Origin of the sequence: Lysinibacillus xylanilyticus (assembly GCF_001183605.1) — a bacterium.
In the GTDB taxonomy this organism is placed as follows: Bacteria; Bacillota; Bacilli; order Bacillales_A; family Planococcaceae; genus Lysinibacillus; species Lysinibacillus xylanilyticus.
Window position 1 is genome coordinate 25,853 of the sequence record NZ_LFXJ01000003.1, and the last position, 20,810, is coordinate 46,662.

Sequence of the window (20,810 nt, forward strand, 5' to 3'; positions counted from 1 at the left end):
GTAAAAAAGCTAGAGAATTCGACATAAGAATTCTCTAGCTTTGCTTCTTTTTTATGGTTTAGGTGAATACTGGATTTCAACATATTGTTGTGAAGTATGGCCTGTACCATTCGTCTCTTTTTGATAAGCCCAGACAATATTTCCATATTGATCTTTTGTGAATAAAAATACTCTTTGACCAGTTTTAAACACATTCTTAACTCCACCAGGGGTAGTAGATGGGTTAGCTACAAGAGGTAAGATTGCACTACCATCTGCTGCTTTTTTAATAGAACCTTTACCAAATGAAGATATTCCACTATCGGCCGGTTTATTATTCTTAACACTATCTATTATTAATTGCGGGTCTAATGTTGTTTTATTCGCCATAGTAACCGCATAGAAATATTCTTGGTTTAATTCAAGCAGTGTCAGAATATTTATAGAAACATTCATTGTTGTTGAATTGTATTCTGCTAGTACGCCCTCAACATTTCCTGTTAAGTTAGCATAACTCATTGTGTTATATGCATCTTTACCTGGATATACATACTTACCGAAGTCAGCTAAATCAAACTTATTACCTTCAGAGCCTGAAATAATGTAATCACGAGCTATATCATCTTTCATCTTCACAGTAAATGATTTGTCCGACGTACCAGAGGCAGTTGGTTTAATAATTAACTGACTTTCATCTGTTGTCGCTTTCCCCTGTGTATACTTAACAAATTGATATTGTGAAGTAATATCTTGACCCGCGTCGTCTGTAATTGTTAATAGACTTAGATCTTTAATAGAAGAATCGCCTTTTTCATCACGCATTATGGCTTCACTGAATGAAATCGTAAACGTATCATCTAGATTTCGATATACAATATTGCGTTTCTTTTCTTTATCAACCGTCATCTCAAAACGTGGTGGTGTGCCATCGGAATAGAAATCTTGTTTCATCCAACCATCATTTGATTCATCGTGATTTCCATTTGTATTGGCTTTATAAACCGTAAAGTTACCATACGTATCCTGTGCACCTAAATAAACAACATATTCGGTATGTGGTGTTAAAATAACCCCTGTCAAATCTAAAGGTCCAGACGCACCTTTTCCACTTTTTTTAACTACAGGACTTGATTTAAGCTTGTCTTCTAATGTTTTTCTTTCTGCTGCCGTGTCAATAGTTAGCTTTGCATCCGGATTATCTGTTCCATCAGCATTTTTCTTTGGTACGAACCAGTAATGCAGATCTGTTGTCTCATCTGTACTGAAACTTACAGTGGCTTTCGTATCGTCAGGACCTTTTTTTGCAGTCCCAGACTTAATCTCTAAATCAGTAACTAATGGTGCTTTTGAATCCCCAAATATTTCTTTAGACACTATATCGGAAAGATCGCCACCACGGTCTTTTAATACCATATGAACCGAATAGCTTATAAATGGATTTAGTTTATTTTTATCAATTACAATAGGGAATTTCTTTGTTTTCTCTTCTAAGTCGGCCGGACCAGAGCCAATTTCAATATAAATATCTTTTCCGCCTATTTGGAAGTAGCCTGATTTTAATGATGAATTAGTCGCAAATTCATTATAGAAATCTCTCTTCGTAATGCCTTTATCTTTTAAATATTGTTCAAATGTTTTCGTTTCATTATTGTCTACGACCGTATCAGGTAACACCATGTAATAGTACGTCCCTGCTTTATTTGGCTCAAATTGTACCTCAGCTCGTTTATATTTTTCATCTTGGTCTGGTTTCCCAACAACCATTAAATTAGAAATCATCGGTTCATCATATATTACATGCACGTATTCTGCAAAGTTTCGAACATTTTTACCAGGTTCAACAGTATTGGTATTTTCAAATTCATTGCCTGCCAAATCCTTAACACCAGGTAGTACAGTTACACGTAATGTATCTCCATAAACAAAACCTGTTTCTGATGGAATTGTTAATAATACTTTTTTATCGCCTTCTTTATACTCTACAGCAGAGGGTTTAATTTTTTTCTGACCTGTCGTATTGACGATAACTGTTCCTGATAAATCGTAGTTATTTACATCTCGAGCGCTTTTAGGGTCTAATGCTTCATTTAGATAAATGTAAAATTGATTTACCTTTCCATCAGTAGATTCAAGTTTCGCCTTCTCTACAAATGGATGTATTTCATCTAACGCAAGTGTTGTGAACTTTGTTGTAGCTACCTTTGATAGATTACCTGAGTCATCCTTCATCACTATAAAGAAGTCATATTCTGTTTCGGCCTCAAGATTTTCTAGCATTATTTTCTTTATTAACTCGGCGGCAGTATTGCCAGTAACCTTACCCTTATTTGTTGATTTTGCAACTTCCTCAGCCGTTGGTGCAGGAGCGTTAGTCGATTTTTTACGTACTATATAGAAATATTCCCCAGGTTTTGTTGAACTAAATGTTGCTTCTGCTCTTTTTCCTCCTGGAAGTGCTATTATAGGTTTAAGTATCACTACAGGTGGTATAGTATCTTTCATTTTGAATTCTTGTGATTTAATATCCGAAACATTTTTCGCTCCATCAACAACCATCACATAAACAACATATTCTTTTTTCTCACCCAAATTAGTGATTTTAATAGTGTTTTTGCCATTCACTGCTGCGCTCGTTCCATGTGCTGCATTGTCAGTAGAAATGCGATTTACCATCTCTTTTTTCGTCGGTGCATCGGCGCCTTTTTCACGAACAATATAGTAGTAAGTTCCAACTTTATCTGAAGTGAAATCAACCTGAACATCACTACCACTTAAAACTGATACATTCGTAATGTCGATTAAAGGTTTTGTTTTATCAGCTGGGTTTTGTTTATCAATATCGTCTTTATCGACTGGTTTACCGTCTTCATCTACAATATTGCCGATATTATCTTTATCCTCTAAGAAGTCGTCGAAGATATTATTCGGTCCCTCGCCCTTCGGTATAATCACTTTGTCAACATACGTGTAATCTCCAATATCAACCCAACCGTATACATTATCAACATACAGAACACCTACACGACCATCTAGATATAGCTCTAAATCTGTATAGCTATTGTAGTTAATCCAGTCAATATTGCCATCTCCGTAAATTGTCAGCTTCGTTTCTGTATCAAGGTTTAGTGTGCCGATATTTCCTTGAATCTCAAATTCACGAACATTCCCGATGATGTCTACACGTGGTAGCTTCATATTTGTTTCGATTTTTGTACCGCTTTGAGAGACAACAAGTCGTGATACAGTGCTGTTATAAAATTCAATATGTTTTTCAACATTTTTCATCGTCACTTTATCTTTAGACCAATTCACAAATGGCTTGTTTTTATCAGGATTCTTGTCGGAATTCTGATCTGTCCAATTTTGAAGATCTGTTGCTGGACCGTTATTGGATGAGGACGAGCCTTCATCATTTGGATTATCTGGATTAGACCAGTTGATAAATGCAGTATTAGTGCTTGCTATACGGCCAAGAGATAATGGCTTATAGTAGGAAACGCCTAATTGTAAAGGTGGACGTACCGTTTCGTTGACAAGCATAGTGCCAGTCAGGGTAACATTTGAAAATTCAATATAGTTCCCATTAACAACGATTGTCCCACCAAAGGACCCATGATTACCATCAAACTCTAGAAATCTTGAACTTGTCCCACTTGCATTCAATGTAAGCTTTGATACAGAGCGAATGGTTTTACCTGAAAGATCCCCTTCAATAAGTGCTCCTTTTAATACCGGTGCATTATCTTCGTTAAAAATATGCGAGAGACTTTTTGGAACTGAGTAAGGCTCGCCATTTATGTAGATAGTGTCGTCTTCAACACCTGTAATTTTGAAAGATGTGGCATTGCCCTTTTTCTCTTGTGAACGCACAATAAAGGATGAAAATTGTCCACGTGTAACCGCATTAAATGGTGAGAAAGCGACAGACGTTGTCCCTTCCGTAATCTTTAAATCTACTAAAGTTTGGATATAGATGGCGTTGCTTGTTTGGCTAGTTACATCTTTGAAACTATTGTTGTAATCAGATGCTACCTCAAATTTAAAGCCAAGCACTAAAATTTTCGCTAATTGCCCTCGTGTAACTACTTCATTAGGCATAAATGTTCCGTTTGAATACCCAGACATGATTCCTGCATTTTGTAAAGCAGCTACGTACTTGTAATACTCACTGTTTTTTGGGACATCTTTAAAATATGGATCTTGGACATTTTTCAAATCTAAGTTTAAAACAGTTGCCAGCATTTTTGCCGCCTGACCACGTGTTACACTTTGATTTGGTCGAAAAGTTTGGTCTGCATACCCACTAATCGCACCTTCATTGTATAGTTTTAAAATATCGTTATAATGACTTGAATATGGGTCAACATCCGTAAATGGTGAAGAAGCTGCAGCTGCCTTTTGCGGTGGTGGCACTACAACAGCAATCCCGCTAGTAGCAAAAACAGTTGCTATAAGTGCTTTATTCACTTTTTGGACTTTTGTTTTATCCATCCCACTCTTCCTTTCATCTATGTATTTGATACGTTCAAAATATCATTTTCATCATACCCTTTATATCGACAGGTAGATAGTGAACCTTCATAGATAATTCTAAAATACTGGAAGAAAATCGTTAACAAAATTAGGCAATAACATAAAAAGTTTATTATCAAAAGTTAGAGAAGACATTTGTTTAACCGATTGGAGTGGAGACTGGGCGACTCAGTGGGGATTAGCAACAGAGGAACGAAAATCAGCTCCACGTTATTGTGATGAATTGAATACTTTGAAGATTTATCGGAACAAAATCTCATTTTATCGGAACAATTTTAGCTTTTATCGGAATATTTACTCGTTTTATCGGAACAATTTCAGTTTCATCCAAACCATTTTACTTTTAACCCCACATAAAAAAAGCCAAGGAGCATCGGTGCTTACTTGGCTTTAACGATATATAGGCATACATCTAGTCGTACTTGTGATGTCATAAAGGGAAAGGGGGATAACCTTACATCTTGTCAAGTCGATCGAGAGATGTGTCCCGAGTTTACGTATCATTTGAACAGGATTTACAAGTCATATGGGGAATGACTTAAAAATAGTTTGCCCAAATGATCGTTGCATTAATCATGTACCCCAAAAATTAGAAATGTATGCCTATTTCAAAACATTTTTTTATTTTTTTATTTATTCTTGTTCTGCTACTATGACTCGATTCCGTCCAGCTTGTTTTGCAAGATACAGCGCACCATCCGCTGCTTCAATTAACTTTTCTGTCGTATCAGCCATTTGTGGATACACTGCAACACCTGCTGATAATGTAACTGGGCGACCACAAGGACTTATAGTATGTGTCAAAATATCGCGTAGTTGCTCGGCCACCTGTGCCGCTTCCTCAGCAGTGGTAGTTGGCAATAACATTACAAATTCCTCACCACCGTAGCGACAGCAAACATCTCCCTTACGAGCGACTGCTTTCATATTTTTAGCTAAAAATTGTAAAACTTTATCACCTACAGCATGCCCATATGTATCATTAACACTTTTAAAATGATCTAAATCAAGTAAGATTAAGGCATGTGGCAAATCCTTTTCAAGCCACTCAGCTAGCATCGCATCCATTGTGCGACGATTGGTTACACCTGTTAACGGATCTGTTGTAGATTGATCTTTAAAATAGGACACCTGCCCCTGTAAAAATGTCAAACTCCGAATGAGTGCACTTTTTAGATAGTGAGCTTCAAAATACCAACTACGTACAGATTTCAAGCCTTCTACATTTTTTGATTCCATGCTCTCCTCTGTTAAAGTAGCTAATTGCTGTAAAGGATTAGCAATACGTGCGGCCATCCAAAGGACAATAAAAATTGAAATTAGCATAAGCGGAATGGATTTTATAGCTACATCCTGCACTCTATCAAATGAAGGAGCTAATGCTACATTTAACGGTCTTTGAGCAACTACTCCCCAGCCTGTTAAAGGTACGTTGCTATAACCAGCAAGCATTTCCACTCCTCTAGTATTCAATACTTGCTGAGCCCCATTTTTTCCTGAAACCACTGCTTGGACAACTTTATTATCGATAGCAATATCATTAACTCGGCTTGGGTCCTGGTGATAGATAACGCGACCATCAGAATCAACTACGTAGACATATGAACCATCATGATAATAATGCTCTCCGAGTAAATCATTGAAAACATTTCGTTCCTTTAAATAAATTGTTCCTGCTACCATTCCTAAATATTCATTTGTCTCTGAAAATATAGGATACGATATAAAAATAAGGAGACGCCCTGTCATTCCCTTATAAGGCTTTGAGACAAGAGGTTCCCTTTTAGATAGAGCCTCTTTCGCTCCAACTGATGTTAATACTTCACCTTGTACCTCTTCAGATGGTGGTGAAATAGATAAAACAAGACCTTTTGCATTTGTGATAAGAACAGAGTTAAACATGTTATTTTGGTTTTTTAAACGCTCTGTTTCCTGAATCAATGCATTGTTATCATGCATTTTCGTCTTTATCGTACTGGCGCTATACCCTAAAATCTGAAAAGATTCTTCAAGATAAGAACTTGCGGTTGTTGCTAATTTTTGTGCATATACTCGATTCGTTTCAAGCGTATTTTCTTTAATCGAAGCAACATTCATACGGTAACCACTCCAAACGCTACCAATTCCTGTTAAGAAAAAAGCAGCCATGGCAACACCCATGATTAAATACTTTAACTTTATCTGTTTTGATTTCATCTTCTATCTTTTACCCCTAGTTTATAATTTCCTCTCTTATTCTATTAAAGCACAAAAAAATTCCTTATTAAGAAAATTTCTTTTAATAAGAAAAAAGTATTTGTAAAAATAGTACTTTTCATGGCCCTCTACAACAAAAATAATGCTCGCCACTAAAACGTGGGGTTGATTTCCGTTCCGGTTGAGCGCTTTGTAGCTGTCGCTACAGAAAACATTTGCGGCTGACGCGCAGATAAAACATTGTTGCTGACGCTTCGCTTTCGCACAGAGCAAAGCTTCCTAGGGGCGTCCGATGAGCCACTTGGGCCAACACAATGTTGGTCACGAAGGCATTATCACAGGACGTGATGCTCTTAGCCTTTGTTCCTCTATGTGCTCGCTCCAGGGTCCTATCCGTGACGCTAATCCCCAAGGAGTTGCCCAGCCTCCACTCCAATCAACTTATATATAAATATCACACATTTTAAAAAATATTATCCTTTAGTAAGCCATAAAGTAGGTGAAGTTCCAGATATTTAGCATCGTTAACGGGACAAATATATAGTATTTTATATCTATAAAGCTTTTATTATTTTGATAGATTTTTATTATAAATTTATTATTAAAAGAGGGTTTAAATATGTTGTTACGCAAAGTAGCTCCAATAATGGTTGGTTTTAGTATGGCTCTTTGGACGAATACTTCTCTCAATCCAAATAAGTCAGCTCGTACAAAAGTAACAAATACACAAAAAACTTTGTCACTATCTAGCTTTCAAAGTGAATATAAAATGAAATGGCATCAAGTAGAGATGGACTACCCCCAATTTTCCCTCTTAGGAAAGCATAATTCCAATGAGGTCGGAGGATATGAAACACGTACTGGACATAGCGTATTTGGTATTCCTATCGGTTCTAACCGAATAGATGTGAAAAGAAAATACGGTCTTCCACTTAGAGACATTCACTATCAAAATACAAGCTATTTGCTCAATTACAATGATTGTGAAGGCAATACTACACATGGGACCTATTTGATTGATGGTCACTATGTTACTTTTTTCTATGATTTACACAAAAACAATATTGTTCGTTCTATTATTTGGATAAATGCTAAAACCGAATTAAGTAAATGTGGTTATTATAGTATGCCTTCCTATGAATTACGAACAGGACTTGAAGATTTAATGGTTGATCTTATTAACCATGAGCGGGCTATAGAAGGATTGCAACCACTCTTTTATGACAAAGGGTGTAACCCTATTGCTCGGCAGCATAGTAGCAATATGATCACACATCAATTTTTTAGTCATGAAGATCATAAAGGTAATCATTCCAATGACCGCCTCACTGCTGGTGGAGTTAATCACTATTGGTATGGCGAAAATATAGCACATGGTCAGCCCAATAGTATATTTGCCCATGAAGCACTTATGAATTCCAAAGGACATCGTATAAATATTTTAAGAAAAGAATTTACACATATTTTTGTTGGTGTCTGTTTTAAAGACAACGGTGCACCCTATTATACAGTTAACTTTTATTCCAAGTAATTTGAATGGCAAAAATCTCTATGCAGAAATCTATTGCATAGAGATTTTTTGTAGCCTTGTCGTAATCTGTAAGGATGCTTTAACTTCTTTCAGCGGATGTAGCTGTCGCTTCGCTTTCGATACAGATAATAGTTATAAACGTATGCCCTTTTTATAAGTTGATTGGTTGAACAAATCGGAACGAAATCACCCCCATGTTATGAAAATAATACTACATTCTGAATATTTTTACTTTTATCGTTATTCTGACATATAATTTTCCAACTAAATATTCTATAATAAAAATTAACATAGTCAAGCCATCAATTCTTCTGTTATAATACTGATAATTTATCACCACTCTGTACCAATACAGTGGTGATGCATGCTTTTCACAAAATGGGGATTATGAGAAAAGCGCTACAATGCATTTTTGAATACAATGTAGCCTACACAAAAAGGGGTTGGGAGATTTGGGTATTTTAAAGGGGTTAAAAATTCTCGATTTTTCTGCATTACTACCGGGGCCAATGGCGACAATGATATTTGCTGATTTAGGCGCTGAGGTTATTCACGTTGAATCATCAAAGCGCGTAGATTTAACACGTATTATGCCTCCTTACGACGATGATCACGAGGCGTATATTCATCAACATTTAAATCGTTCTAAAAAGTCATTAACATTAAATTTAAAATCTCCTGAAGCTATTAAGATTGTTAAGTCACTCGTGAAAGAGTACGACATAATTATCGAAGGATTTCGGCCTGGTGTCATGCAACGACTTGGCATCGGCTATGAAGCACTAAAAGAAGTAAATCCTAAGGTTATTTACTGTGCTATTACAGGCTATGGACAAACCGGATCATATAGCAATCGGCCAGGACATGACAATAACTATTTATCATTAGCTGGCATACTTGATTATTCACGTCATAAAGATAAAAAACCTGTCTCAATGGGTGTTCAGCTAGCCGATATTGCTGGGGGAACAATGCATTCAGCAATTGGAGTACTAGCAGCTGCTTTACACCGTGAAAAAACAGGTGAAGGGCAATATATTGATATAAGTATGACCGATGCTGTATTTTCACTCAATGCTATGTATGGTTCTGCTTATATTGGCGGCGGTCGTGTACCTCAGCCTGAGCAGGAAATTTTAAATGGTGGTAGCTACTATGACTTTTACAAAACAAAGGATGGCCGATTTTTCTCGGTAGGAAGTCTTGAACCTCAATTCCGCAGATTACTCTGTGAGGCGCTTGATATTCCTGAGCTCATTGATAATACGTTTAATGATTCATACTATACACAAATTCGTTTTAAAGAAGCTGTCCATGATGCGTTTTTATCGAAGACTTACGAAGAATTGCTTGAAGTATTTAACGAGGATTTCGAGGGATGTGTCGAACCTGTATTAACTTTCCCGGAGGCATGCGATCATCCTCAGCTTAAGGCTCGTGGTATGATTGTTGATATTCCTAAAAGCGACGGTACTACGCAAAAACAAATTGCTTCTGCTTTTAAGTTTGACGGTGTTAAGCCGCAGTACAAGCATGTCGGTGCCAAGCTTGGAGAGCATAATGAAGAAGTGTTGTCTTCACTTGGCTATAGTGTCGAGCAAATTGCTGACTTAAAGGACAAAGGGGTTTTAGAATAAAATTGGCCAACTGCACGAAATAAAAAAGGTGTCTAATGCTGCAATTAAAATACATTAGACACTTTTTTGATGTAGGTCACTCAGTCTTTGCCACAGGACGTGGCGTTCTTAGACTGATTTCCTTTATTTCAGCGAATGTCTTTTGTGCAAAAAAGCGTAGCGACAGGTACGGATGTTTGTACACCTGCAGAAATAAGTTAAACATATGCACTTATAAAGACTCGTAGTTTTTCGAAATGATCATCAATGAGTAAATATTTTTTATAAATTTCCATTAATTTTTCAAACACCTCATACTGCTCCGTCACAAATAAAACTTTTAATATATTGAGCATATGCGCGGATGCGCTCTGCGCTACCGAATAGCAAGGCGTTCCTATCTGACGATAAAGTCGACGCCATTCTTCCACAGACAAGCCGATATGCTGTAATGAATTATTAACATGAAGAGCAATATCCTGCTGAACTGATGCCTCAATCGCAATAAATTGCTCATTACTATAGTTACTCTGTACTAAAGAGGCATGTATTTTTTTATTGGATGCTAGTACATGCTCCTTTAAAAGCAGGAGCCCCTCTTGATAACGCCCCATTTTTACATAATGATCAAGCAATACTGCATACAAGTTTTCTAAAAAATTAAGTTCATAATTTTTAATAATGGCAGGAGGTGTTGGCTTACGATTCGGCAATAAATCCTTATATTCCAACAAAATCTCTATCGCGTAATTATTAAGTCGTTCATCTTCTAATAAATACTCACCGTAATGAATAACAGTTTCGTGGCTCTGCTCCTGATGCGCTATATGAAACAGAAGATAGGCAATCAAAGCTTTTTCTTTCTCTGTCAATGCATACATTGAATAACGCCAATCCGCTTCAAAAGAAGTAATTAGCGCTTTAACACACCGATAATCCCCTTCCGATAGACGATATTGCGTTACAATTTGGTAAAGATGTAACTGTTTTTTAGCCAGGCAAGTAGAATTACGGTTATCCACATAAGTTATACACTTATCCAGAATCCCTCTATAATTATTCACAAAGTTATCCACATGTACACAAGCTTTTCTTGTAGATTGCTCAATATGCCCCATCATTTCATGGATAAATGTGAATTGTTCTAATGGTTTGTGGATAAACAGTGAATAAACTTTTTTTATGAAAAGCCAATGCCAAAATTGGGCTTCTCCTTTATAAATCATATGCACAAAATATTCATTTTCAAATTTATATAAAAATATAGTTTGTAGTTCGTTAACTGGCATTGTAATTTGCATACGCTTCCCGAAAATTAGCCAGATTAATCGTTCTAAGTCCATTGTATGCTGTGCAAAAAGCTGCTCAAAAAAGGTCTCCTTGCCTTTTTGCGTATAAAAAAAGGCATTGAGACGTTCAGTGACAAATTTAGTATCCAAACCATGTTTATTAAAAAAAGTTTGCATATCTGTCGTTACACGGCCCCAATATTTTCGTGCAGTTGAAAACGCAATATTCATCGCTGTTTCCTCATTCACTAGAAATAAATTTGGTGAAAGTGCAGTACCTAGAATTTTCGGGTCTACTGGTGAATCAATCTCTGCTTCTAACCATTTTGAAAGTAATTTTTCAGCACCCTTTTCACCACTTTGTTTATATGTCATGAATAACTGCTCATCACAATCCAACAGCATGCAACTGGAGCCCCCCATCAAATTCAACCAACAAAGATCTTCCCCTATCCTGTAAAATACTTGATTATATCTTTTAACACTCTTTCTTCAATATAACAAATCTTATCCAACATATGCTAAAGAAATCATGATTTACATAAAAGAAATGACAACAAAAGTATTCGTGAAAAATCGACAACTTTAACTACAACGCATAAAAAAAGCCACCTAAAGGCCAAATACCTCATAGATGGGTAAAGATTAAATTTGCTGTTTAAAAGAGGAGCAGCTAATGAGTTCCTTGGACAAACACTCATAAACTGGTAGCCCATTCGTATTGTTACAAATAATCATTGCCTACGCCAACTCAAAGCTAGCACCATAATACGCACAACTAAAAAAGTTATGCATCATTCACCAATACAAGATAGAAAAAGCATTTTCACAACAGTAGACGAACAACTAACAAAATAGATACAAAAAAATACGTCAAAGTCTTTGACCTATTTTTTCTGCATCGAAAGCGCAGCGGCAATGTTTATTTTCACGAAGCGCAACACATTTTTTTGCCACATGCTCGAATTTATTCCTCACCAAAACAAAGGATACTTCCGCGTTTCTCGTAGATTATTTATGACAAGACCAAAGAATACGATAATGAGAGCACCAATAAGAACGGGCATTACTAGATAGCTCCATCCATAGCCTCCTAAAATAATTATAATTGGATTCGCTCCTGCTGGCGGATGAATAATTCCTAATAAGGCCATTAAAAAAATTGTTAAACTTACGCCAAGGCTAATTGAGACAATGCTCGTCCCTAACAACGAATACATGGTCAAGCCGATTAAAGCTGAAATCAAATGACCTCCAATAATATTTCGAGGTTGGGACAATGGCGCATTCCAAACGACAAATACGAGTACACAGCTTCCACCAAGTGACGCCATTAACCATGAGGCACCTGTATAGTTCGTCAACCAAAGCAACATAGAAATACATATTAATCCACCGATTGCACCTGTTATGGCATCAGCAAAATTTGTTCGCGAAGGAGCATGTCCCCCACCTTTCATCTTGAATATGTATGCTTTAATAGGTTTCGATTTTTCTTCCTTGTCCTGCAAGCGTATGAAATCTGCCATGAGTTACCTTCCTCTTTATTCTAAATTATATAGAACCGTATCGATTTTTTGTGAATTCTAAGCTTGTTCTATTATAACACTACTAAATAGAATTTAATTTCAAAATGTCGAATTTTAGACATAAATTCAAATCCGTCTTTCACCATATAAAAATATATCCAACACAAAAAAGCAAACTATGAAATCTTCTAGTTTGCTTTTTTTCTGGGCTTTTTGGAATGCCTTTAATCATATTGTTTTTTCACTGGCTTATAAATTCTTGCTTTTTTTAGTACTGTTTTAGGTACTTGCAAGGTTGCTGTTACAACTCCAGGGTGACGACCAATTTCAATTGATCCTGTAATTGTCGCTCGATTCATGACCTCTGGCTCGCTCATCTCAAAAAGCCTTGCAGCACGGCTTATAGCATTAGTTGTTGCTTCATTTAATGATGTTCCAGAACCAACAATTGATACAGGGAATACTTCTTCCACTTGTTTAACGCCGAATTCCTCAGCAAGCTCACGTGCACGACGTTTTTCTTCCTTTGTAAAAGGTTTAGCCGTATAAGGCAAATCCTCTGTATTTGGCAATAAAATAGGGCCATCCAAAGCTACCTTTTTCAACACACTTACCTGAAGTTGAACAATGCCGGCAACATCCGTTGTATGTCCTGCAATTTCTCCGTCCCCTTGCATTGCGTGCATATCACCAATATACACACCGCCCCCAGGAACCTTAACTGGGCAAATTATTGTTGCACCCTCACGAACACGGCTTATATCCATATGTCCATCTGTACGATGTGTATCTAATTCAGTCTGCGTAAATGCATATTCATGTGGCGCACCGATTAAAAATGAACCAAAATCACCAGCATTATGGGAGTCTGGCATCGCCTTTGAAGGTGTTGTTCCAAGCTGCCCTAAAAAAGGTCTCATTCTTGCCATAACACCAATTAAATCACTTGGTGCTAATGCAACCACAGGATTTTGCACAGAGTTTTCAGGTGTACGCATATAATTTTTAGCATCAAGTGCTATACGGCGAGCCCCTTCCCGCCCAACAGTCACACCAATATTACCTTTATGATCTAGCGCCATAGTATAGCCGTTCGTCATGTTAAAAGGCGATGTTTCTGTATCACATGTCGAACAACGAATGGCTTGCCGACCTATCCCTTTGACAACTGTACTAGGATGAAGCTTACCACAACCTGGGCATTTTACTGATACGAATGGATCCCCAATGAATCGATCTGGAATTACCTCATCGTGCCCAGATGCTGTTGCTATTGATGTCACCTGTATGGATTTAATTTTGATGACAATAGCGTCTCCTACCTCTGCCCCTTCTACAAATACAGGCTTTGTTACTTCATGCCCACCACGAATCGTTGGTGTAAGCATCGGGCCCCAACATCCCGGCGTAGTATTAGCAATAATTGTGCCACCATCTTTTACAGGTCCAAGCATTTTCTGTTGTGGATCTAAAATACCATCTATGAACTCATTTACGAATAATGTTTCGACGGCTTGCGGATGCTGTACAAGGTCTTCGCTTTCCGTTTCTTCATTTTCTAGCATTTGCAACTCGTTTATCATTTTTCGTCACGCTCCTAGTTCTGATTTTATGTATATACTTATGTTAAAAATGCTCTCCACAAAACGTAGAGAGCTATATTCCTTAATTGTTCATGTATAAATCAAATATGTGTGAGAAATCTTCTTTCTTGTATTTGTCCTTATGGTCAATCATCCAATTATTCGCAAAACGTGTAATCTCTTCGAAGGATGCAGATGGTGAGACATTGTCATTACCGATACGACCAATGGATGAAGAAGCAACGGATAAACTCTTTTCTGCCACCTCTAGCTTGTATGCATTTTGCTTTTGCTCATAGCTGATGGCATGCAACGCTTTATATAAATCTTTAATGTCATCGATAAAACGTTTATGAATATCAATTGATAATGGTGTATTGTCGATTGTAAATTTAATTTCGACATCAAGGTCAATAGTTCCTGCTGTTTCGAGGAATACATCGCTAATATAGTGCATTGAGTAGTCGTAACGACACAGTAAACGCTTTTTGCTCATCGCGCTTTCACCGTCTACATGGATGATCGCACGATTTGTAAAGCAATACTCATCTGCCTTCGTCTTAATTAAAAAATAAATTTTCTCATCAATTTCATGCAGGATAAAATCATCTGCATCCGTCTTATCATAGTCCTCACGAGTGACAACTACCCCAATATCCGAAAGTCCGAGTGCGTCTGCTGCTATTTTTTTAAACATTGTTTGCCTCCTTCAATGGTTAATACTCTTATTACGCTTTACATCTGTAAAAAGTTTCAAAAAGCCTTAATGCTCTTAATAGTACTGACCTTTTCTGAAATGGTTTAAAAAATTTATAAAAACAGCTCCTGCTATCAATGACCGAATGCAGGAGCTAGCGAGTATTCTAATGTATTTTATAATATAACCCACTTAATGAAATGAGATTATCTAAATCCGGATAACAATTACCATTTTCCCATTTTGAAATAGGTAACTGATCGGTTAACGTTTTTATATTTTTAATTCAAGGAATGTCTCAATTCCTTTTTTAAGCAAATTTCATTTATAATGAGTCACATAAAGTGATATTTCAATCGGTAACTTTTATTTCAAATAATAAGTAATTGCTTATCGCGCTATTACTAAACTTATTAGCCATACTCTATTCTTAAAATTCTAATGACGATTTACAATATAAAGAAGAAAGGACGTGGAACTATGCAAGAACCAACTATTCTAGTGGTGGATGATGAGGCAGATTTAGCAAATCTTCTAAAAGTCAGCCTACAAAGAGAAGGTTATAAGCAAATTCATACAGCTGGCTCCATTCAAGAAGCTTGGACGAGCTTTCAACAGACGCAGCCCGATATTGTACTTCTTGATGTGATGCTTCCTGATGGTGAGGGCTATGATTTATGTCGACGTATTCGAGAAGTGTCACATGTGCCGGTGCTTTTCATGTCAGCGAAAAATGAGGAAATTGATAAAATTTTAGGACTTGCTATCGGAGGTGACGATTACATTACGAAACCTTTTAGTCCTAAAGAGGTCGCCTATCGTGTGAAAGCACAGCTTCGCAGAGCTGGCTATCAAACGCAAGAAGCAGCGCCAGTAACTTCCGTGAAGTCTATTCAAGTTGGTCCATTCTTGCTTAATGGTGACGAAACGGAGGTACATAAGGACAGCGATTTATTGGAGCTAACGGCAAAGGAAATCGGCTTAATGGCTTGCTTTATGCACAATCCTAATCGAATTTTAAGTAAAGAGACGTTGTTTGAACGTGTATGGGGAGAGGATTTTTTCGGCTCAGACAATACCGTAATGGTGCATATTCGACGTCTGCGTGAAAAGGTTGAAAAGGATGCATCAAAACCTGTGTATATTACAACTGTAAAAGGGCTTGGCTATAAATTTGTCGTTCCAAAAGAGGAGCAAGTATGAAATGGAAATTAACAGCTAGATTCCTTCTGTCTGTGCTGTCTATTGTTATTATTGTTATTTTCGTCAATACGGCCATTCTAATCGGGCTCCTCTCTTATCAGCTAGATCGGGGAATTGCATATACAGAAGAAATCTTTGTCCGGGACTTCCAGAAGTATATTGAAATCAGTAATGGTACGCCATCAGTAAGTGAAGAGGGACTTCAACGCTTACATCAGCGAAATGCTTGGATTCAATTGCTTGATGTTAATGGTCAGGTCCTTGAATCGCATTATGCACCAGATAAGGCTCAGTCGCATTATGCACCCATCGACTTAATTCAAGTATATAAATATCAAGAATTTGATGCTGATACTACGGTGTATGTAGGCAGTAAGGATGCTGTTAGTTATCTCGTTGGTATTAAGGGTAGCGATACTGCAAGATTAGTCATGCATTTTTCTGGCTCATCAGTATTACAGTTTATTGGCAAGTTTGGGTTATTCATTGTTATTGCCGACTTATTAGTAGCTACACTAGTTGGATGGCTTTTCGGTCGTACGTTGACCAAACCTCTACATTCAATAATCGAACGGATTCGTCATTTAAAAAATCATGAGCATATGCCTAATAAAATGCCTGGTGGTGTGTACAAACCAGTTTTTGAAAATTTAAATGAAGTATCAAGAGAACTAGCTGCACATGAGCAGGAACGTAAAAGATTAGAGATGATGCGCGAGGAATGGATCAGTAATGTCTCACACGATATGAAAACGCCCCTTGCCTCGATTCGTGGTTATGCTGAGCTGCTGAATGATGGGAAAATGACTCCTGGTGAACAAACAGAATATGCTCAGATTATCGAAAAACAATCATTGCATATGCAAGATTTATTGGATGATTTAAATTTAACTATGCGATTAAGACATCAGCAGCTTCCGCTCAGCTTAACCGAGGTAAATATGGTGCAATTTGTTCGTGAAATCGTTATTGATACACTCAATACACCACAATATGAGCAAGCAAATATTGAATTTAATGCAACTAAAGATGTCATCAAGCATCACATTGACGAGCACTTTATGCGACGAGCCGTGATGAATTTTTTACACAATGCATTGCTTCATAACCCTTCTGATGTTGCAGTCAATGTTCTTGTTGATGATACTTCTATTACAATTTCTGATAATGGTAAAGGCATTTCTGCCGAAGATCTTGAACATATTTTTGAGCGCTATTATCGAGGGACAAATACTGAACAAACACTTGGTACCGGGTTAGGTACTGCTATTGCTAGAGATATTATTGAAGCGCACGGAGGAACTGTAACTATTACCTCTGAAGAACAACAAGGTACAACTGTCAGCATTCAGTTACAAGAAGGAGAAAAGGAGTAGCCCGTTACTAGGGACTACTCCTTTTTCTTATTTCTTCATTAGCTCCTGTACTTTTTTAGGTAGCTCATGGAATTTTACTTCATCATATGATGTAACTTCCGTTTCTTTTTTTACATAAAGCTTCATGTATGCATCATGGCGTAAATTTTTCTGAGCTGAAAACTTTAATGTTTGCTCTTTACCGTTTTCGTCATAAGCAGGTATCTCGTACCAATACGATTTCATAATTTCTCCACTATCTAGCTTATATTCCTCTACATCACCATCAGTAGTGATATGAACATAGTATGCTTCTTTATTTAAACGGTTAAAATCTACGGTCATCAGAACAACAAGACCTGCTACGAACAATAAGAACAATACTCCTATACCTGCGAAAACCTTTTTCATATTAATTCCCCTGTCTAATAATTTTATAGAATGAACGAACTGTAAAGATATAATATACGCCGTAAATTGCTGAATAAGCAATCATCCACAGTATTACTGGTTTAGTTATATCCATACCAAATAGCTGTGAAAAGGCTAGTAGCGCAAATGCACTATGGACGATGCCGACAACGAGTGGTGCACTAAAGATAACGGCAACCTGCCCTGCAACTGTTTTTAATATTTGTTTTTTGTTAACACCGATTTTATTTAAAATTGCATATTTAGGCTGATCTTCCTCTGCCTCTGTTAAAACTTTGAAGTAAATAATACTTCCTGTCGCTGCTAAAAATACTAATCCTAAAAAGCTTCCTACAAACAATAGTGATCCTACAGTAGCTAAACCATCCTCATAACTTTGCGGAACACTTGAAAACCCTTCCTGCTGTTCAGCTGATAGTTGCTTGTAAATTTCCTTTGAAATTGCCTGTTGCTTCAAGTCATTATCCATACCAACTACCTGCATTTTAACACCTTCTGCATTTGTTGCAGCGAACACTTTATCATTAACTACGAGGACTGTCCCAGCTGGAATAAAGTTTAATACACTCTCTGTATACATTTTATCAACATGGAATGATTCCCCGTTCTCCAATTTAAACTCTTCACCCGTAAAATCATGTGAAAAACGTTCATCGAAGCTTGCATCAAGTAAAACTGTTGAACCATTTGCAATGTGCAGTTCTTCATCTTTCCCCTGCAATTTTGCTAAACGATTATAGTCAGATTCCTTTAATAATGTATATTCAAAAAATGAATATTCATTATCCACGCGTAAATTTTTCACAGAAAGCGATTCGTTGTATAAGACGTCTTCTTGAGAAAATTTCACCGTATCGCCCTTCCACATAAATGTGTTAGGTAGCATTTGACGTACACTGGCCTCCGCATTGTAGTACATTCCGAAAACGCCGCCACCTGCTGTAATCGTAGTTGCACTTAAAATAGCGATGATTGAAAGAGATTTAGCATTTGCTCGAATACGGTACAATAATTGCGATACACCAATTAAATTCAAGCCTTTCCATGACCAAGAAGTTGCTTTTTTCAACGCTGTTAACACAAATACGCTAACACTATGGAATAATAAATATGTCCCTGCAATTGTCATACCTATAACCATTAATGGAGTACCTAGTATAGTGAAGAATCTCCAAATATTACTCGTAAAGATTTCTGAAGACGCTGTATAATAACCAAATGCAAGTAACGCTGTCCCAAGAATAGCTGTTAAAATCGATGCACGTGGAATTTTCTCTCCTTGCTTCTCTGCATGGAACAGGTCAATCAATTTAAATTGATAGATAACACGATAGCCCTGTAAAGATGTGAATAAAAATAGTAGCGTAAAAATTCCTGCTGTATTTACTAGAGCCTCCGTGGAAAATGTTAAACTCCCTACAACCTCATAGCCCATCAAACGTACTAAAATCATTAATAAACCTTGAGACATAAAGAATCCAAGAACAATTCCTAGTATTAGAGAAACAAAACCGATTACTAAATTCTCAAAAAAGAGCATTAAGCCAATTTTCTGCTTACGCACACCTAGAAGTGAGTAAAGTGCAACTTCCTTTTTTCGTTTTTTCATAAAAAACGAATTAGAATATGCCATAAAGATGATGATAAAGAATAATAGCACAACGGATGATGCACTCATCAATCCTTTAATTTGCTGTGATGATTGTTTTAAGGCTGAAAGATCATCATTATATTTCAGCGTCACAAACGTGAAGTAGATGACGATACTAAAAACCATTGAGGCTATATATAAAAAGTAGTTCGACAAATTGCGCTGAATATTTTTACGCGCTAAACTAAATAACGTCATTTACTCCACCTCCGATGCCAGCAAGCACCTGTAAAATCTCTTGGAAAAATTGCTTTCTTGTTTGAGTACCACGATGAATTTCCTTAGAAAGCTGTCCATCCTGAATGAAAATAATACGCTGGCAGAAGCTTGCTGCGAATGCATCATGCGTAACCATCATAATAGTGGCCGCTTGAGAATTATTCAGATCACTTAAACTTTCAAGCAAGTCTGTTGCTGATTTTGAATCAAGAGCACCTGTTGGCTCATCCGCAAAAATTAATTTCGGCTCTGTAACTAATGCACGTGATGATGCTGTACGTTGTTTTTGCCCACCTGAAATTTGATATGGGTATTTATCGAGTAACTCTTTTATCCCAAACAGTGTAGCTATGCGTTCTACCTTTGCGTTAATTGCCTTTGTTGGCACTTTTGCAATCGCAAGCGGCAGTACGATATTTTCGCGAACTGTTAATGAATCGAGTAAGTTATAGTCTTGGAAGATAAAGCCTAGATTATCGCGACGAAAATCTGCTAACTCTGCATCCTTCATGCGCGCTAAATTTGTATCTCCAATAATGATTTCACCAGTCGTTGGTGTATCAATTGTCGCTAACACATTTAGTAGCGTCGATTTCCCAGCCCCTGAAGGCCCCATTACACCAACAAACTCTCCTTTTTCTACTTCAAATGATATATTCGATAGCGCTGTAAATGTATTTGCGCCTTTGCCGTAAGTCTTTTCAACATTTTGTACCTTTAATAATGGCGTCATAAACGCTCACCTCTTCTTTCTGACTTTAGTATACCCCCCCAAACTTACAGCAAATTTGTCGCAAGCTTACAACAACCTTAAATCGTCATCATAAATGAGGGGTTGATTTCCGTTCCAACTGGGGTTCATTCTGTGCGAAGCGTAGTGCAACGAAGCGACAGCAAAAGGGGTTCATCTGTGCGAAAGCGAAGCGGCAGCGGCAACAGCACCGATGTTGGTCACAAAGGCGTTATCACAGGACGTGATGATTTTAGCCTTCGTTCC

The 20,810-nt window shown here is 37.2% G+C and carries 13 protein-coding genes; 4 read left to right on the forward strand and 9 right to left on the reverse strand.

From position 1 onward, the window contains the following. Positions 1-51: 51 nt before the first annotated feature. Both ACZ11_RS02750 and ACZ11_RS02755 read right to left on the reverse strand, forming a co-directional pair. Complete coding sequence (locus ACZ11_RS02750) at positions 52-4,470, reverse strand: S-layer homology domain-containing protein (RefSeq protein ID WP_049663567.1); 4,419 nt, start codon at positions 4,468-4,470, stop codon at positions 52-54. Between the two features lie 675 nt (positions 4,471-5,145). After that, complete coding sequence (locus tag ACZ11_RS02755; RefSeq protein ID WP_049663568.1) at positions 5,146-6,708, reverse strand: sensor domain-containing diguanylate cyclase; 1,563 nt, start codon at positions 6,706-6,708, stop codon at positions 5,146-5,148. 619 nt (positions 6,709-7,327) lie between these two features. On the opposite strand from ACZ11_RS02755, the gene ACZ11_RS02760 reads away from it, so the two are divergent. Both ACZ11_RS02760 and ACZ11_RS02765 read left to right on the forward strand, forming a co-directional pair. After that, entirely contained in the window at positions 7,328-8,239 is a 912-nt protein-coding gene (locus ACZ11_RS02760; protein WP_049663570.1) for a CAP domain-containing protein, read from the forward strand. A 452-nt stretch (positions 8,240-8,691) separates the two neighbouring features. Continuing rightward, positions 8,692-9,876, forward strand: a complete 1,185-nt coding sequence (locus tag ACZ11_RS02765; protein WP_049663571.1) for a CaiB/BaiF CoA transferase family protein — start codon at positions 8,692-8,694, stop codon at positions 9,874-9,876. Between the two features lie 197 nt (positions 9,877-10,073). On the opposite strand, the gene ACZ11_RS02770 is transcribed toward ACZ11_RS02765, so the two are convergent. The 4 genes from ACZ11_RS02770 to ACZ11_RS02785 form a co-directional block, all read right to left on the reverse strand. Continuing rightward, positions 10,074-11,549, reverse strand: coding sequence for a hypothetical protein (locus ACZ11_RS02770; protein ID WP_049663573.1), 1,476 nt, complete (start codon positions 11,547-11,549; stop codon positions 10,074-10,076). Between the two features lie 569 nt (positions 11,550-12,118). Further along, entirely contained in the window at positions 12,119-12,673 is a 555-nt protein-coding gene (locus ACZ11_RS02775; RefSeq protein WP_049663575.1) for an HPP family protein, read from the reverse strand. 224 nt (positions 12,674-12,897) lie between these two features. Beyond that, complete coding sequence (locus ACZ11_RS02780) at positions 12,898-14,256, reverse strand: acetamidase/formamidase family protein (protein ID WP_049663576.1); 1,359 nt, start codon at positions 14,254-14,256, stop codon at positions 12,898-12,900. Between the two features lie 82 nt (positions 14,257-14,338). Then, positions 14,339-14,953 carry a PH domain-containing protein gene (locus ACZ11_RS02785; protein ID WP_049663578.1) on the reverse strand — a complete coding sequence of 205 codons (615 nt, stop codon included), beginning with the start codon at positions 14,951-14,953 and terminating at the stop codon, positions 14,339-14,341. Positions 14,954-15,433: 480 nt separating this feature from the next. Between ACZ11_RS02785 and ACZ11_RS02790 the strand changes: the two genes are divergently transcribed. Together ACZ11_RS02790 and ACZ11_RS02795 are read left to right on the forward strand one after the other, a co-directional pair. Further along, entirely contained in the window at positions 15,434-16,156 is a 723-nt protein-coding gene (locus ACZ11_RS02790) for a response regulator transcription factor (protein ID WP_049663579.1), read from the forward strand. Continuing rightward, positions 16,153-17,532 (forward strand): sensor histidine kinase, encoded by a 1,380-nt coding sequence (locus ACZ11_RS02795; RefSeq protein WP_049663581.1) that lies wholly within the window; start codon positions 16,153-16,155, stop codon positions 17,530-17,532. The genes ACZ11_RS02790 and ACZ11_RS02795 overlap by 4 nt, the downstream gene beginning before the upstream one ends. Before the next feature lie 27 nt (positions 17,533-17,559). Here the strand turns inward: ACZ11_RS02795 and ACZ11_RS02800 are convergent, their stop codons facing one another. Genes ACZ11_RS02800 through ACZ11_RS02810 form a run of 3 tightly spaced genes read right to left on the reverse strand, consistent with a single transcriptional unit; the run spans position 17,560 to position 20,546 of the window. Beyond that, positions 17,560-17,922 (reverse strand): YxeA family protein, encoded by a 363-nt coding sequence (locus tag ACZ11_RS02800; RefSeq protein WP_049663584.1) that lies wholly within the window; start codon positions 17,920-17,922, stop codon positions 17,560-17,562. A 1-nt stretch (position 17,923) separates the two neighbouring features. Next, positions 17,924-19,792, reverse strand: coding sequence for an ABC transporter permease (locus tag ACZ11_RS02805; RefSeq protein ID WP_049663587.1), 1,869 nt, complete (start codon positions 19,790-19,792; stop codon positions 17,924-17,926). Then, entirely contained in the window at positions 19,779-20,546 is a 768-nt protein-coding gene (locus ACZ11_RS02810) for an ABC transporter ATP-binding protein (RefSeq protein WP_049663590.1), read from the reverse strand. The genes ACZ11_RS02805 and ACZ11_RS02810 overlap by 14 nt, the downstream gene beginning before the upstream one ends. Between the last annotated feature and the right edge of the window lie 264 nt (positions 20,547-20,810).